Consider the following 17,426-nt stretch of genomic DNA (forward strand, 5'->3'; position numbering starts at 1 on the left):
AGTGAAAACAAAGTCATGAGATAACACATAGCGTTGATCGTTAGGAGTGGATTACATATGGGGATATAGGAAAAATTCCCGCATTTTCAACCACCCACATTTTGGGAATTTATGGTCTAGCACAATTCCTCGATACATATTTATGTACTATTGTTTAAGAATTGATTTTTTATGTAATCCAGCTATTAAGATGACATGCCAAACCTCTTTTTCAAAAAGAAGGGAGAGAAATTTGTGTCTAATCATAATCTTTTTATCCGAGTGTTACGGAAAGAAGACTTCCTAGACCTAAACTTTGAATTAGTCAACATACATACTAAAGGTGCTCCTCTTCACCTTGTCCGGAGAAATGCAGGTGAACCAGCTTTATTAATCGTTCACTTTCCCGCACAACATATTGTAGAAGAAGTCTTTCCAGTAGGTAATAAACAGATTGATAGTCCAATAAAAGCCATGCTTTCAGGACCAAGCCGACTTGTGTTCGAGCTTCCAGACGATGAAGACACCTGGCCGCTCACACTAGAAACTTTGCTTAACTGGAAGGATTACAAACCGGTGTTGCCAAAACTACCAGTTCCAGATCCTTCAAAGCCATTTACTCCACATTTTCCGGAGATATTTGAGGGGAAGTCTGCTTTAGAAATCCCAACTGGACTCTATCTTTCTCCTGAAGAATCGGGCGTTTGGTATAATATCATTCGGTCTGAGGGTCAAGATGGTCGATTTGTGTTATGGCATACACAACTTGGCGAAAAGCAGAAAGAAAATGAATTCTCTATCCGTGAAGGCGGCACTACGCATCTTATTACTACGTCTAATCGCACTATCCCATTTAAAAACAGCTCCCTGACCCAGGATAACCTTAATGAGATTGTACAGCTGACAACCGATTTCTCAATACCAAGGCCTCCTAGCGGGATGCAAGAATATGATTGGTACAAGAGTTTGAAAGCTTACAATCTTCCTCTTCCATCTGAATACAAACCAAGCCCCATAGATATACGACGATTGATCCTTTCTTCTGCAGGAGCTTGGGCTAACTTTGAGGGTGCATGGAACTACCCTTTCATTACACAGGAAAACAAACACCTTGGCTATGATATTTTATCCCTAACGCAATGGCAGCACATTATGACCCAAGGTAGAGACCAATTTGTTAAAACCGTAACAAAGGCCTTTCTATGCGATACCGGACATCTCGTATCCATTGTTAATATTAAAGAACGACAATTTACCCCTTACCCTATTCCAAATGGGAAGATGGGAGCACAAGCAGTTCTTCGAGAATATGAATACATCGAAGTACGAGAACCTATGAAAAATTACGAAACACTAGCTTCAGTTTACAAGAACGAGCGTCGAGAAATGCCATTTAAATGGATAAAAATAACCGATCGTACAACTCCACGCCTTAAAAAAGATAGCGATAGCCAACCATATTTTCCTAAAGAGATAGGTAAGGATGAGCTCTTTCGTTTCAAAATGGTTGCAGAAGATTGGGATGGGAACATAGTTTCCTTTGAACGGCCTCTTCTCTGCGTTCCAATCCATAAGGATATGCCACCAATGGATGTGATAGTTACTGGATACAATAATGGTGAATACAATAAAATTAATAATCAAAACGACAACTCCTATTTACGAGTCGACACTCTCAGCCAGTCCATTTCCTTTGCTCAAACCGATGCTGACAGCAAGGGTAAGACCACATTTGAAACAGTAAAAGTGGAATTTATGGCACAACATGTTGAAGATGTAAAAAATGATGTGTTAAAAAGCTTGAAGCTGCCTTTCTTTCAACCTAGGTTTCTTCCGAAAGTTAAGTCAGCGATAGTAAACATTCCTGCTGCTGAACAGATAACCGGTCGAAAACTAGAACCAAGACCTATCCAATTTGAACAAACTTACTTAGATCATGGTTTTCATCCAATAGAGAATAAAGGTGAAGTGTTTGTGAAGCTCGCTGAAGGTCTAATACCGAAACCATTGGACCTATCCTTACCTACAGAAAAAGCTGGTGGTTTAATCACACCCAATACATCAATTGGAGGATTATCAAGAGCACTTGGCCCTGTTGCTAACCCAGACACTATAAAAACAGGCACTTTCGACCCAAAAACGTTATTTGGGAATGCTAAATTTCTAGGGGGAATCACATTACAAGACATTCTTCCAAAGGAGGCTAATATTGATCCAGTAAAACTCAAGGAATTAGAATCAGCTTTTACACCCGCGCAATTAATAGAGAAACTTGATGATCCAAATTTCAAGCTAGAAGCCCCTATGCTAACGAATCGTCGTCTACCAAATAATGCGATAGAAACACGCTTCTTATGGAAGCCAAGTATACAAAACTGGCCCGATGATTCAAACGCACCCTTTCAGTTCATCACACAAAGAAATACAGGACTTGGATCCACTGCTGCTCAGCTAAGCATAAATGTTCAAATGGTTACAGCTCCCGATGGTAGCCCTCCTACTTACAAGATACTAGGTAAGCTACAAGATTTTGCTTTGGATTTTGCCACTGCCATGTTGCTTAATTTTTCTGTGTTAAGGTTTACTGCTGAGAACGGTAAGAAAATGGATGTCAGTGCAGAAGGCCTCGACCTTGTATTCCAGGGTCCACTTGAATTTGTAGAAACACTCAAAAACATCATACCGACAAATGCCTTTTCCGACCCACCTTTCGTAAATGTGACGGCAACTGGTGTTACGGTAGGCTTTACACTGGGTATCCCTTCTTTCGGTGTCGGTATTTTTAGTATTCAAAATATCAATCTTAGTGCAGCCCTTTCTCTCCCCTTTGTCGATCAGCCTGCTGGTGTGAAATTTTCTGTTTCTGAGCGCCAAAAACCATTCAATGTCTCTGTCATGGGCTTTGCAGGCGGAGGTTTCTTTAGTCTTGCACTCAGTGCTAAAGGAATAGAAGCGATTGAGGCATCCATCGAATTTGGTGGGAATATAAGCATTAATCTTGGAGTGGCCAGTGGCGGTGTGTATGTAATGGCAGGCATTTACTTCGGTATGGTTGGAGAAGAAGTAAAACTTACTGGCTATGTGCGCTGTGGCGGCAATGTAAGTGTTCTAGGTCTGGTTTCCGTTACCGTTGAATTCTACTTAGGTCTAACAATTCGTAGAAAAGAAAATCAAAATGTAGAAGTCTGGGGGCAAGCCACTTTAACAGTTGGGGTTAAGATTGCCTTTTTTAGTAAGAGTATCAGCCTCACTGTTGAACGCAGATTCGCAGGACCTAAAGGAGATCCTACTTTTGCACAAATCATGGGCCCTGAATATGAGGGGGGCTATCCTTATGAATGGGAAAAATATTGCACGGCATTTGCGTAGAAGTCATTAATCTGTAAACTACATGCAATCTATTCAAATAAATGATAAAGGAGTTTTTTATGGTTACAAATCAAAGTATTCTTTGGATTGCTCTCCCCAATGGAATAACAACAGGTGGAAAAAACCGAAATTTACGATTGTCTGTTTACATAAACCCACGTTTACGTTCGGAACAAAGCACAACTTTAGCTTCATTTCCTGATTTTCTCAACTGGGCATGTTCTATGCAGCCAGACCGAGCGACATTTTCAATTGAGGTGGATGACGGAACACACAAGAAAGTGGTACCAGCATACAGGGTAACACCTCCTCCCATTCAACAACTTTGGTGTTCTCTTTTCGAGTCAAATATTCCCGTTCACCCGCACGAATTTGATGACTACTCCAACCGGCCTCTCGTAAGTTATCCGGTTAAAAACGTGTTGGAGTATCTTAAGAATTTTTATCGAAAACTTGTAAAAGAAGCACGCTATGACTTACCTTGTTTGATACCACCAAAAAAAGAGTCGAATGGAGAAGAACCTCCATTCGTCCCTCCCGTTCGTTTAAATGGAGAAGATTCGAAGAAAGAATGTGTGAGTATTTATCAATTAATCAATGAACTGGTCGATTTACACAATCGCTTTGACGTAAAAAAAGAGAAGGACTTAAGTATTCTGTTGAACAAATCTCTTGAAAAAGCCAAAGTTGAAGCACGCAGACGTCGTGCTGAAGGAGGAACAGGAAATGCGATAATACCGCCATTTCCATTTACTCGAGGTCCAGGCGATCCCCGTAACCATGATGTTCAAGAGGCTTATTACCGAACCATGCTTTTTCACTATCGTCCCGCCTGGACTGATCCAAAAGAGCTGCCCGACGGCCCTGAAGCCAAAGCTCACTTTGAGAACGAAATCGATTTTCATCAAATGATCTCTGCCTTAGGTGATTATCCAGAGATTTTGCGCCGCTTGGGACTGATTATAGACCTTTATATACCCGCTGATTCTATACCGAAAACAAATAATAATACTGGCCAGTTTAAACTGCGGATCGTTCCAAGTTGGTCTTCTAAACTCCCTACTCAACAAAATGATGATGAGACTCCCTGGACGGCTTATCATTATAGGGAGGTGAATGGTCTAGAACTATTTACTGCCTACTCTTCTACAAACGAAATAGCTGGAGGTATTTGGATTCCTGAAAAAGAGGAGATTGAATTGGTTCAAGTTGATGTGGATGGTGCTGCACTCAAGACTTTGAACCTTGCGGCAACTGTAGCGGCTCAACAGAAAAAAGATTCGACCGACAAGCCCATTGATTCAGACGAAAATACCGGAGTTTCACCCCTGCGTAACGGTGGTATCTCTGTTATACGTAACAAGAATGCCGAACATTTAAACAATATCTTTAACCGATCTAACAACTTGAACCAGATGCTTAACGACGGTCATTCAAAAGAACCCCTGCATGCAGAAGATCTTTTACGCGGGTACCGACTAGATGTAATTGATCAAAATGAAAATAGGTATTCACTGCATAGGCGGCTTGGCCAATATAAAATATTAAACGCTGCAGGAGCATTCGAAATTATTGACGAGGGGTTTGTACAACCAAGCGTCACAAGTTCTTCTGAAACTCTTGATCCCGTTAATGAACTATATATTCACGAGTCTCTTTTTACTTGGTTTAATTGGAGTTTGTCAGCTCCTCGACCGGGCAAGAGTATTAGCAGGACTCCTAATGCTCCAAATCCTGATGAACCTGAAACTATGCCACAGCAAGTTAAGAACACAGCTATGACACGTCTTGGACTAGAGGTAGATTTCATGGTCGAGCCTGGAACCTTGCCTCGTCTCCGTTTTGGAAACGATTATACACTCCGTGTCCGTACAGTTGATTTAGCAGGCAATGGACCAAATTTGGAGGAGGCAAAAAAGATTGAAGCAGCGTTATCACTTAATCATTCACCAATAGGTTACCTTAAATACCGCCGCTTTGATCCGGTTAATGTTCCGGAACTTGTTCCTAGACAATTATATAGCCCTAGTGGCAATCTAAATAACCCTGATACAACTGCCTATACGGAAGGTGAATCATTGGAGAGATTGGTTATTCGAAGCAACTATTACCTAACGGCAAAGGAATATGCTGCGTCCAACCCTGTTTATCAGCCTTTTAACGACAGGCATGTGGCACCACCTAAAGCCTCGCTTCAGATGATAGAAGAGCATGGACTACTAGATGAAGCCCTCGATGCTAAAAATAGCGGCATGCATCCGGATCAGATTCGTGCCGTCATACAGAATGTTTATTACTTAGCTACACGTGAGGCTGGATCATTCAATGATGATTCGTTACCATCCGTGCGCTTTATTCACACTGGATCAGATCCGTCATCGACCGATGGCTATGCTGTACACACGGAGAAGCAGCTGGTTATTCCTTACTTGCCAGACCCATTAGCCACGAGCGTGATTTTTCAAGGGTTGCCTGGTCTTGATCCTCAGGAATTGTTTTATATTGACTTAACATCGAATCCTTGGTATGAGGTTAAACCGTTCCGCATTCGTATAGTTGAAGGCTCTTATATACCTTTGTGGGACGAAAAAAAACGCGTTCTTACTATCCACCTTCCAAAGGCAAGTATCGTATCAGGCGTTCGCGTTAGCTCAGAGTTTGGAGGAAATCTTGAGGATTTGGGGCTTTTGCAATGGGTGAAGGAAGACGAAAACAACTGGACCGATCAGGAGTTGTTGCAACTGGAGGAAGATATCTCAAAAGGAAGAACCTGGTTGTTCACTCCTTATCGGGAAATCACTCTTGTTCACGCTGTTCAGCAGCCGCTCGATTTTCCTGCACAACCTATTCTTGAAATAACTGCACGTGGGCCGAATAGTACCGAAGCCTATCTCTTCGGAAACATCTATGTTCATATCCCTAGCACTTCCAAAGTGGATATTCTTGCTGAATGGGGCGAAAGAATTGATGATATAACGAAACTTGAACCAGAATTAGAGCCTGTTCCATTCCGTGATCATGTGATGGAATTACCTATTTGGCTGGACCATGGAAAAGAGGTTATTGTTAAAAACAACCCTAATGCCTTACGTTTAGAGAAAAACGCATCACGCCTTGTCTTCAACAGTAAACTTTCGGAAGCTGCATATAAGGCATTGTTAACAATACCTGCTACTCCAGAAATTCAAGAACAAATGAATTTGGCAAGCAAAGTGGCGAAACATGGATTTGGGGATACGAAGTACAGGCGTATCCGTTATAAAGTCAGGGCTACTACACGCTTCCGTGAGTACTTCTCACCAAACATGCTTAACGAGGACCTTGTTCGAGATACTAAAGAGATTGAAATAGATGTCCTTAGCTCCGCTAGGCCTTCTAAGCCTTTAGTTAAATACGCCTTACCTTCTTTTTCTTGGCAACATATAAATGAGGATGATGATGAAAAAGTGACGAGTGTGCGAAAGGGAGGTGTCCGCGTTTATCTCGACCGCCCATGGTGGTCTTCCGGAGATGGTGAGATGCTGGGTGTTGTTTTAGTCGAAAATAAAGTACCTAAGCGAGATGAAGATATTTACAGTTACTTGACTTTTTGGGGTCAAGATCCGCTCCAAGAATCACCCGTACTTCCACTGCCGACGATAGAAGATTTCAAGAATTATAAAGAGGTTTATGATGTTCATTTATTTGAACTCCCAAACCAGCCTGTAAAGGTAGTTTGCTTCGAAGTAAAATGGGATTTGGAACGCAAGATGTGGTACTGTGACCTAGAATTTGATACCGGTAATGCCTATTACCCGTTTATTCGTCTAGCCCTTGTCCGGTTCCAACCAAACTCGTTGATCGTTCCTGCTGATTTACGCATATCACCCGTAGTTCTTGCAGACATCGTTCAAACTGCACCCGATCGTTCCTTAACTGTCACACAGGACCCAAACCAGCTTCGCGTCTACAATTTCACGATAAGCGGTGTAACCTATACTGCAAAGAGCTTAAACGTACAAAGCAATCCAGTAATTTCTGCTACGAGTTTGATGAATGTCCAAGTTCAACGTCAACTTTCTCAGATTGAGGATGAGACCATAGGTTGGGAGGACGTGCCGAACTTAGACGAAATAGTGCTCCATCCTGGCTCCCCTGATGCGAATGGTGTGGTCATATGGGAGGGCCAAGTAGCCATTCCAGAGGAAAATCAAGGATATCCATTACGACTTGTTGTCAAAGAAATAGACGTATTTTATGGTGCACAACCGACGGAAACCTATCAACGTATAGTCTATATGGATATCATTCTCTTGTAAAATGAAAATTGGTATAACGATAAAGGCGGAGTGATTGGTAGCTTTAAGTGTTAATAATTCGGTATAATCAACTATTTTTAAAGAAAAATGCAAGGTTGGAGATATCTACACCCTTGCATTTTTTAGTTTGTTATTTTGTGGTACGTGGGCCGAGAAGATGTTAGGATTTGGCGTAATCGTTTAGCTTTGTGATGCTTGAGTTTAATGAATATGGTAAGAAATACTAATATATACAAAATATTCAAGGGTAATGTAATAATAAAGATAAAATTTAAGTAAAAATCCCCATCAATTAGATCGCTTTTATTTTTATTTACTACCAACCGTCATGACCATTCTGTCCACTACCATGCATAGTTTGCTAACCATATTTTCTATCGTCATTTCTTTGATCCATCTTTTCACCCTTTATTCCTAAATTTGATTGTGCTTTCAATATATATGTGTGTGCGAGTTATAATATAGCACTCGGTCAGTGTTACTTCCCTTCCATCCGACCTCTGATAATAATACTAATTCAGACTTTCCTATTTCCCAGATTAAGAATATCAAAAGGGTGTACAAGTTGAAGAACCTGGACCTAAAGACCATCATGCAGCTCGTCATAAAATCTTTCATAATTATAAAACTTTAAGGAAAATGTTTGAAACTGTTGGATTAGAAGTAAAATTACCTCAATACTATGATGAAGAGGAGAATTCTCATTATAATGAGTGGGATGGAACCAATGGGATTATTTTTCGTTCAAAGAAATATGACCCACGAAATCAGGGGGATAAACTTGTTTGTCATCCTTAATTATAGATGCAATAAAGTCTTAGTTATTAAGCTAAACAGATGTTTTTCTTGAACAATAACTTTAAAGTCTATTTCCAATACGAAATCGACTTTTTATTATCTTAACTCAACATTCTTGAGATTTCTTCATCAATATAAAGATATGAGAGATTTCGTATCACGGATTATAAATTATAAAAAAGTTACATACAAGCCTCCAAAATATTAAAATTGAAAACTATATGAAATTTTCATTCTGAGAGCATTGAAATCAATTATCTTGATGAACATGGAGTAAAAACAGTAAGATACATTTTTTATCCGCGATAGTCATTCAAAGAAATAACGCGATTAGAATGAGCTTCCAAAGTGAAATCCGGTGTCGGATCACCAACTTTTAAGGTGCTTATTTCAGTAGCTCCTTGTGGCATGTCAACCTCTTCTTCCTTGTGTTTCATCAAAGAATACTGTTTATTATATTATTCCCTTGTCCAAATTTCTTTAACGCAACACATAAGTAGAATATGCATGAAAGTATAGATTAACTAAACTTACAAAAGAGTAAATTTAGTAAGAAAGGCATGGAGTTTCTTCGATATAGGCATTGGTAAGTAGCATTTAACCCTAATTCTTCTAATTCATTTATATAAATAGATAAAAAGATAATCTTATTCGTAAACGTTAAGTAACTCCAAAATATACAATAAAGATTGATTTTAGAATTGCTTGACGTTTACCATTGGTTAAGCATTACATTTTAAGAAATAGCCTTAGAATTCCTAATTAATTAAATTAGTTTTTATCCATACTTTTAAACTTGTACCGCGTTAGGGTCGTCTGATTTTGCAACATTAATGTCTACTGTGACGCATACGTTGTTATAGTTAACAAAAACATCACCTGCATACTGTTGTATATAAACTTCTTGAAAAATTTTACTTGGATCTAAATCATTGATACTTGCTGGATTTGTACAACTTGTTGAATAGCAACTGTTATTATAACTCTTTTGTGGGGTGCATTGATATTGTGCAACCCACATATTCGCATTATTATTAGCGGCGTTGTAAAGTTGCTTGGCAACCGATCCTGAGCTTCCCGCACTGCAGTAAATTCCTGGAAAAAACTGAGGGGAGGTAGTATTGTTTATTTCATTTACCCAGTCAGTGACGTATTGTACCATTGAAGGAGAATGGTTGTTACCACCCTCTACATCTAAATAAATAACACTTTTATCTGGAATACCAATGTTTTTTGCAAGCCCAATAGCTTCTTGAGCATCTGTAGTGCCGGTACCTGATCCGGGTAAATTACAATTTATTTGGTCCTGACGCCCGACATAGATATAGCCCAGTTTATAACCAATGTCTATATAATCTTGATGCAATTGTTGTGTAAAACTTATAGCCTCGTTGTTAGGACCTCTATCAGCCTTTAGGTAACAAGGGCCACCGAGATAAAAACCACAGAACTTGAATGGACCTCCATTGCCATCAAACAAAGCATGTGCTTGATCTTTATTAAGAGCAGGAGACTTGTCAAAACCTTGAGAAAAAGCCATAGTAAATAACCTCCAGATTTAATTTTGATTTCTCTCCCTTAGAATCGTCTTTCTGTCTTTAGGGCATACATACTTTTTTTACTTTCGAAAAAGAGAAAAAACACGTTGCCCGTTTCATCAAAATGATGTTAGAAAATACAAAGGGGACTCGTATGAAGCTCAAGCGTACTTATTGTATAATAAGTACGTACAATCTTGTGACAAAGATTCGTCGTGCGAACCCTTATAAACACATCGCAAAAGCGACAAAAGAACACAAAACATGTCCGAATCTCGTGCAACGTCAATTCAATCAAGGAGAGCCAGAAAAAGATATGTTAACCCGATATACGTATTTGTTTTATGGGAAAGGAAAGAAAGCTTATTTATTACGTGGAAAATATAGTACAACACGAAGGATTTTAGCCTATTGTTCGATTAAACAAATATTTTACATCGTTAATTTAATCAAATATGGATAATAAGGTCTTTTAAAAAATATAGAGGAAAGAATATAATTATTAGGAAATGATTAAACTTTTTTATAAAAGAATAAACCAACTGAAAATATTAAGAGCATGTTTTGATTAGCTTTTTTCAAAACACGCTCTTTTCTATAATTGTTTATCAGTGGTATTTAGTATTAATTTGATCAAACTTTATTTAAAGGTAACAACAATGTTTAGAATAGAGAGAAATATCCTCCAAGTCATTAACGCAAACTAAGAAACGTCTTGTTTCACCATGTGGATCTTCTACTTTTTATCCCTCTAAACATGATAGATCATTAGAGATATTTGCTAAAAATAAATTATTCTTATTTACACAAAAGTACCTCTAAATTCTTCTATTTTATTCTTGATACTTTAACTGAAATTTCTATAAGCTTTACGTAGATATATGTTTCCTGGAAGCGTAATATGTAAAGGCCCCCATGAAGGATTCGCATCATGCAAAATATTTAACATACTTAACATCCTATCAAATATAACTGGAAGATTACCATTACTAGATAATGCCTCAACAACAGAGGCAGCAACAACATGAGTAGCAAACACGCTTGATTCAAAGTTATTAGGCAATGGGTTTACGACTGATAAATTTGAGCGCAGTTGCTGAACAATCGCCTCATCCTTATTTTCCCAATTCTGAATCTCGCTTAACGCATGGTCTCCTAGTACCTGTAATCTCGATTGCGCAATGACAGATGCAACAATTTCTGCAGATTTTCGAGCATCCTCCGCACTTACTTGAGTTCCATCGAGAATAATTTTTTTAAGGTCTTTATCTGTCTCTGATGCAATAACATCAGCCCAATTTTTTGCACCGTCAAAACTAAGTAACTTTACTGTGGATGCAGCTAAATAGCCCCGTAAAATATCAGCTGGATGTGGATCGTTAGTGGGTCCGTTATTACTTAATTCAGCGTTTCCTTGGGAAGCGGCACGAAGACCCCTAAAATATCCGATTAAGCCTATGCCAGCTGCAGGTCCCATATTAAGTATTCCTAAAACATCTGATGCTGTTTCATCAATTCTTGATGCCCAATATTCTGGTAATCCATCGTTCAAATTCTGATTGTTCAACGCATTGAAAACACTCGTGGAAAGTTCTTTAAGCAATCCAGTATCAGCATGCAGAATATCGTGTCCACCTGTTTCATGGCCCAGTGCACCCCATGCTAAAACACCCCGTCTAGCATTAACGGGAGGAAGATTCACTATCCCTGTCTGCAAGCCAAAGGCTTCGGAAGTGCCATCAACCGGAATAGTATATGGGCCCAAATCTGGATTTCCCCATTTTACAAGTGGAGGAATAACGCTTTTATCTGGTCGTTTTACTCCTATACGATCTTCTTTACTTAGAAAACCATCGTATATATCACTAACTACCTCCTGAAAAGCGCGTGTTGCCTTTTTATTATACGCTGCCCCATACTGCAATATCGCTTGAATAATATCGAACATTACTTGGGATAAACCATCATTTCGAAAAAGGATTTCATTAAATCCAGCTTGTCCGATATCATTTAGTTTTTGCATAAACGGTTCAAATACGGCTTTTTGATAAAGTGAAGGCAACTTATCCCGACAAGCTTCCAATTTTCCTCGTAACTCATTATAGTCCTTTATATCACTTGGACCGGTATCACTGTCAAATGCAGCATTTTTAACATCATCGATACATTGAGAAAGATTGCTGATATCTGGCATACTTGAAGCCAAATCTGTGTTAGGTGGTTGTGAATTCTCTGAAAAACTAGATTCTTTCATCATTTTACCTCCATAAGATCTTTAGTTTTTAAATTTATACATATTGAGCACAGTTTGCGATTAGTTATCTAATCACATCTATTATATTTTGAAGTTTGTTCTCTATTTATACCAAAAAAATTGAGTAAGATAACATTCATATAAATTAATATAACTATTATGATAGACTATTGTAGTATAAAGTGCATACCGAAAGCTTGGAGACCATTCGAAAGACCTCTAAGCTCTTAGCTACACTACGAAGAAGGCATGTCCTTTCCATTGTTAAGCTATAGGAGATGGGGCCCACCGGCTTTGTATCGATATAGCCGCCGTATATACAAATCACATCGATAACTGGTGGGACCGCACAAATCAGGCTGGAATGTACGAGTAATGAGCATGAGAGCCGCTATTGCAGCCAAGTAACCCTCCATCGAATTACCTACCAAAATAAACTTGATATATAAGTACATTTCATACTTTCATTAATACTTACTAATATTTCTTATACGTGAACCTGATGTAAGTTACTTTACATGAAATAATAAAAAACAACATCTGTTAACATTTGATAACACCCAAAGCCCTTTAGAAGAAATCGATTAAAAACCAAATAATCCAGATAATATTTTTTTATGCTATAAAAATGGTCTATTGGGAAGAATAGATTTTGTGACCATGCCTTTAGTTGAATCGCGAACATATTTGGGCCCAATCCCCATTAGCAATAATGGAGCAAAAAATCGTAGTAATCGTGCTTTTTTCATTAACAAAGGGTTCTAGCTTTTATTATTTTCTGGGTTTTCTTTGAAGTTCTCTTATACTTTCTGGGCAATCATCTGGTTCAAATCCAAATTACCATAGTGAGTCTGTAAAGGAGCAAAAATATGACACCAAAATTTTATATTATTAGACACGGAGAGTCAGATTCTAATGACCATGTTTCTCCATTAAACGAAAGAGGAAAAGTGCAAGCAGAAAGATTGGCTGAATTTTTATCGAATTTCACGAAATTTGAAGATGATATTATAATTAGCAGTCCGTTCTTACGTGCTAGCGAAACTGCAGCAATTTTAACTGCACGAACAGACCAAACGTTTTGCACAGATAAGCGTTTGGAAGAGCGTAATATAGGTGATTATCAAGGTAATGATTTATGGGGAGCTCTTAAGAACCATTTTAAAGATATGGAACATAAATTTCCAAATGGTGAATCTAATGGTGAAGTGTTATCTCGTGTGAACAGCCTAATGGAAGAGCTGAAGAATAGTAATCATCAAAATATATTTTTAATTACACATCGTTTTACAATGATGCTCTTGTTTAATGAACTCGATAAAAACTTTGATTTTGACAAAGGAAGTTTAATTACAAATCCAGATGTTTATGAAATAAATTCTATTAATGGAGAGACCGCAATTAAACGACTGTGGAATGAGAAATGATTAAATTTCAAATAATCTCATGCTATACCTTTTAAATTTTGAAAGCTAGTAGTATAAGCGCTTTTTCTTATACACTTTTTTGGAAAATCGAATTATCTTACAAATAAATTAAATAACGTAAAAACCGAGATTCGAGATAATATTCAAAAACACATTAAAAGTAGTAAGTTTTTATGATATATAGCACAAAATATACTAAGGTATATGAAAATAATGCATCCTTATAAATTAAGACATACATTTGTAAATAAATTATATCTGGAAGAAAGAGACTTATTACAAGTGATGCAGTAACTTAGACATACCAGTCAAGATACAGCGTTATTATACACCCAACTTTGGGAAACAACTATTAAAGATAGTTTAAGAAGAATAGAAAAAAATAAAGAATAAGAGTTTAGCAATTACACATTGCAGACTCTTATTCTTTTTACCCTAGTTAAATATATATTTTATTATAAAGAAATTAAAAATTTGAATTCTACATTATTCGATATGTAAAAAACACGATCTTGATTAGAGACATAGTTAAAATTTATAAAGCACTTGGATGATCAGCGGTCTATTTTTCTTTCACTTTCACACGTAATTCATCTTTTTTACTTCTCCTCAAGATTTTACTCCTTTTCCTTCAGAATAATATACGAGAAGAAAAGCGTCTTTACGAAGGATCTTTGGGGCGAAAAATTCTAATTCCTTTTCTTTCCCTTCCTTATCATAGCCTACTAATTTATAAGTGTAGTTTTTCCCCATCAATTGTCATTCTTATTTTTTGTTTCGGATTTGCTGTTACAACCCAAGCATTCGGTAAATAGCGATCTTCATGAGATAATGTAGAAGGTGTATTTATAACTCTTCCTCCTAAATATAGAGTAGCTGAAGATCCTCCATCCATTGCCATTGCATTTATAGCTCCTTTTTCATATAGGATGTCTTGACACTCTTTTAACGTAGCTCCTATACTATGCGTCTGTCTACCGTCAATGACTAGAAACATAATTGTGCCATCTTCTTTTTGGGCCATAATACTTCGCGGAGCAGAACCCCAGCCACCGTCTCCTTCTGTAATCATTTTTTCTCCATTTACAATTAACTGTGGCATAAATCCTGCTGCTGAAACGACTTGTTTATCCAAAAGTTGTTGAGTAGAATAATTTCCTGTTATCATTTGTCCAAACTTTGTTAAACCTGTAATAATTGTAGGAGTATTTTTATCTATATTTGTATCAATAGCTTTTCCATTTTCTATTACTATTCCAGTTGCAACATTTCCTCCACCCCTTCCTGTTTCATCTGCAAATCCACTTGCATTCACAGCAACAAGTGCATGATTACGTTTTGCCATTACACTAATTTTTTCTCCCCTGTTAGCACCCTGTGTTCCTTGATGGCTAACAAGTTTAACATTGAAAGGATTACTAATAGTGACTAACTTTCCCTCGAAAAGAAAGCGACTATCTTTATTACTTTTAATCGTTTCTACATCAATTTCTAATGGCTGATTTTTTAATTCTTCTAATCTTTTTCCTGCTATTTTTTTATAAATATGCTCATCACTGTTTGACCATTTCGGATGATTAATTCTATCTTGCAGTTTATCTAGTTCCTTTTGGGATAGGAATGTATATTTCGCATATTGTGGATGCTGAGAAGTCAGTATACTCCCAGCCATTGTTATACGAAGCTCTCGGCCATAGCTAGTACCAAATAATATTCCTATGCCAATAAGCATGAAAATAGACAACAGTAGCAAAATTCGTTTGAAGATTTTTCTTAGATGTTTCATAGTTTTATCCTCCAGCATTCATTACATTCAATAAATCCATTAAAATATTATTTATCTCAAGACATAAGTGTTTGATTTCCTCATTCTTGAATTCTCCACTAGATTTTAGCAATCAAGGCAAAATACTTATTCCGCATTTCGCTTTTACTTCAGTGTATATTCACAAATTTAATAACGTTTTTGCAACCATGAAATAAATTACTAATCCTGTTCCGTCAACAAATGTTGTAATAAATGGGCCTGAAACAACTGCAGGATCTAGTTTTAATTTTCTTAGAATTAAAGGTAAAACAGCTGCAACAAGAGAGGCCCAAATAACAATAAATAATAAAGTGATTGCTACAACTTGTGCAACTTCTGTTCCAACACCTAACATATAAGCGCGAGTGAGCCCAGCTACCCCAAGTGCAAGTCCGAGAAGCATACCTATTGCAAATTCCTTTTTCATTACACGGAAAATGTCTTTAAATTTCACCTCTCCAATACCAATTGCACGAGTAATTGTTGCTACAACCTGTGTTCCTGTATTCCCTCCAGTACCTACTAATAATGGAACAAAGAAAGCAAGGGCAACTACAGTTTCAATTTCATCTTCAAAATACTTTAATACTGTACCTGTATATGCCTCAGCAACAAAAAGAAGTAATAACCATGGTAGACGTTTTAAGAAAATGCTCCAAATGCTAGCTTCAAAGTAAGATTGATTCAATGGTTCACTTCCGCCTAACTTTTGAATATCTTCTGTAGCTTCTGCTTCCATAACATTCATTACGTCATCAAATGTTATAATACCAATCATTTTATTATTTGCTGTTGTGACAGGTATTGCCGCTAAATTATAATTCAGTAGCTTTTTTACAACTTCTTGCTGATCAACTTCAGCGTGTACTGAAATTACCTCTTGAATCATGATAGTAGATAATATCTCTTCATCTGCTGCTAGTAATAACTCATGTATGGAAACGATTCCCTCAAGATAACCATGACTATCAAGAACATAACTATAAGATATTGATTCTACATTTTTAGAATGTTCCCTAATGTACTTCAATGTCATTTTTACTGACCAATTCCCCCTAACTGCAACAAAATCACTTGTTACAAGACTTCCTGCCGTTTCAGGTTTGAAAGTCATCAATTTTTTCACGTTATGTTTTGTGATTTTATCTAGATACGCCATTAATTTAGCCTGTTTTTCCTGATGAACCGCTAGCAGTAAATCTACTAATTCATCAATCGGTTGTAAATTTAGTAACTTTTTAGCTTTGTTTTCAGATAAGTGAATTAAGATATTATATTTTTCTTCTGCACTCATATATTGAAGAATTTTAGAGCTTTTTAATACAGGAATCGTATTTAGCAATATGACTTGATCTTCAATTGAAAACTGTTTTACTTCTTGTGCAATATCATACGATGGATGACGTAAAACTTTCTCTGCATCCAAGTTATTTTTGGTTATAAGTAATTCCTTTAATAATTTCTTCATGTTAACTCCTCCTCATATTGCTAAGGGAGACTCTAGAGTTTCATGAGTGGTTTTGTTTTATTTTATCTGTCTTAAATTTTTTATTAGAGCAATAATAGTTACATTGCAATCAATTCATTAATTAGAATTACCTCCTTTTTGAATATAGACAAGATAAAAATAAATAAAATTAAACAGAAAAACCTTTACTCAAAAAGGAGTAAAGGTTTTTTCACAATACAAATAAATGATTATTAAGACAGCTCTGCCAAAATCACAGAGGTGCCTTTCTATCAAATCGTATACCACTCCCTCGTTGAGTTTTAGCACTGTATAGCATAGGTTTTTATAACCAGCTACATTAAGAAGGGCCTTAATCCGACCGTTCCTGTTGACCCATTGGCGTCTCTCGACATTTTTGGGCAGCAGCGTTTCTCTATACAGGAGCCTCACCTAACAAAGCTTATTGAATTACTTCAAAATTTAAACCAGAATTTAATATTTGTCAA

Annotated in this window: 8 protein-coding genes, 3 pseudogenes and 1 riboswitch; of the genes and pseudogenes, 6 read left to right on the plus strand and 5 right to left on the minus strand. The window is 37.1% G+C overall.

What is annotated here, in order from left to right; translation table 11 throughout:
• The first annotated feature begins 234 nt into the window (after nucleotides 1–234).
• From MR107_RS05955 to MR107_RS05965, 3 genes and pseudogenes are all read left to right on the plus strand, one after another.
• Nucleotides 235–3,348 (plus strand): hypothetical protein, encoded by a 3,114-nt coding sequence (locus tag MR107_RS05955; protein WP_242292158.1) that lies wholly within the window; start codon nucleotides 235–237, stop codon nucleotides 3,346–3,348.
• A 59-nt stretch (nucleotides 3,349–3,407) separates the two neighbouring features.
• Nucleotides 3,408–7,646: a hypothetical protein gene (locus MR107_RS05960; RefSeq protein ID WP_242292159.1), complete on the plus strand. Its 4,239-nt coding sequence runs from the start codon at nucleotides 3,408–3,410 to the stop codon at nucleotides 7,644–7,646.
• Nucleotides 7,647–8,192: 546 nt separating this feature from the next.
• Nucleotides 8,193–8,467, plus strand: a pseudogene (locus MR107_RS05965) (class I SAM-dependent methyltransferase); the annotation flags it as partial.
• A gap of 767 nt (nucleotides 8,468–9,234) precedes the next feature.
• Here MR107_RS05965 and MR107_RS05970 read toward each other — a convergent pair.
• Nucleotides 9,235–9,984, minus strand: a complete 750-nt coding sequence (locus tag MR107_RS05970; protein WP_242292160.1) for a glycoside hydrolase domain-containing protein — start codon at nucleotides 9,982–9,984, stop codon at nucleotides 9,235–9,237.
• A 152-nt stretch (nucleotides 9,985–10,136) separates the two neighbouring features.
• On the opposite strand from MR107_RS05970, the gene MR107_RS05975 reads away from it, so the two are divergent.
• Complete coding sequence (locus MR107_RS05975; protein ID WP_242292161.1) at nucleotides 10,137–10,445, plus strand: hypothetical protein; 309 nt, start codon at nucleotides 10,137–10,139, stop codon at nucleotides 10,443–10,445.
• 384 nt (nucleotides 10,446–10,829) lie between these two features.
• Here MR107_RS05975 and MR107_RS05980 read toward each other — a convergent pair whose 3' ends face one another.
• On the minus strand, nucleotides 10,830–12,236 hold the full coding sequence (locus tag MR107_RS05980) for a hypothetical protein (RefSeq protein WP_242292162.1): 1,407 nt from the start codon (nucleotides 12,234–12,236) through the stop codon (nucleotides 10,830–10,832).
• An 869-nt stretch (nucleotides 12,237–13,105) separates the two neighbouring features.
• On the opposite strand from MR107_RS05980, the gene MR107_RS05985 reads away from it, so the two are divergent.
• Nucleotides 13,106–13,663, plus strand: a complete 558-nt coding sequence (locus tag MR107_RS05985) for a histidine phosphatase family protein (protein WP_227557925.1) — start codon at nucleotides 13,106–13,108, stop codon at nucleotides 13,661–13,663.
• A gap of 188 nt (nucleotides 13,664–13,851) precedes the next feature.
• Nucleotides 13,852–14,056: pseudogene (locus tag MR107_RS05990) on the plus strand (tyrosine recombinase XerS); the annotation flags it as partial.
• Nucleotides 14,057–14,225: 169 nt separating this feature from the next.
• On the opposite strand, the pseudogene MR107_RS05995 reads toward MR107_RS05990, so the two are convergent.
• From MR107_RS05995 to mgtE, 3 genes and pseudogenes are all read right to left on the minus strand, one after another.
• Nucleotides 14,226–14,404, minus strand: a pseudogene (locus MR107_RS05995) (DUF1093 domain-containing protein); the annotation flags it as partial.
• Nucleotides 14,394–15,449 carry a phosphodiester glycosidase family protein gene (locus tag MR107_RS06000; protein WP_242292163.1) on the minus strand — a complete coding sequence of 352 codons (1,056 nt, stop codon included), beginning with the start codon at nucleotides 15,447–15,449 and terminating at the stop codon, nucleotides 14,394–14,396. The pseudogene MR107_RS05995 and the gene MR107_RS06000, both read right to left, overlap by 11 nt.
• A 160-nt stretch (nucleotides 15,450–15,609) precedes the next feature.
• Nucleotides 15,610–16,938 (minus strand): magnesium transporter, encoded by a 1,329-nt coding sequence (gene mgtE / locus MR107_RS06005; protein WP_242292164.1) that lies wholly within the window; start codon nucleotides 16,936–16,938, stop codon nucleotides 15,610–15,612.
• Between the two features lie 281 nt (nucleotides 16,939–17,219).
• Nucleotides 17,220–17,385: riboswitch (M-box (ykoK) riboswitch) on the minus strand.
• Nucleotides 17,386–17,426 lie beyond the last annotated feature (41 nt).

The organism is Bacillus cereus group sp. BfR-BA-01441 (assembly GCF_022663075.1).
Lineage (GTDB): Bacteria > Bacillota > Bacilli > Bacillales > Bacillaceae_G > Bacillus_A > Bacillus_A cereus.

Excerpts from the sequence above, each read along its gene's own strand:
- MR107_RS05980 (WP_242292162.1), bottom strand. The coding sequence starts at position 12,236 with ATGAAAGAATCTAGTTTTTCAGAGAATTCACAACCACCTAACACAGAT.
- MR107_RS05985 (WP_227557925.1), top strand. The coding sequence starts at position 13,106 with ATGACACCAAAATTTTATATTATTAGACACGGAGAGTCAGATTCTAAT.
- MR107_RS05960 (WP_242292159.1), top strand. The coding sequence starts at position 3,408 with ATGGTTACAAATCAAAGTATTCTTTGGATTGCTCTCCCCAATGGAATA.
- MR107_RS05970 (WP_242292160.1), bottom strand. The coding sequence starts at position 9,984 with ATGGCTTTTTCTCAAGGTTTTGACAAGTCTCCTGCTCTTAATAAAGAT.
- MR107_RS06000 (WP_242292163.1), bottom strand. The coding sequence starts at position 15,449 with ATGAAACATCTAAGAAAAATCTTCAAACGAATTTTGCTACTGTTGTCT.
- mgtE (WP_242292164.1), bottom strand. The coding sequence starts at position 16,938 with ATGAAGAAATTATTAAAGGAATTACTTATAACCAAAAATAACTTGGAT.
- MR107_RS05975 (WP_242292161.1), top strand. The coding sequence starts at position 10,137 with ATGAAGCTCAAGCGTACTTATTGTATAATAAGTACGTACAATCTTGTG.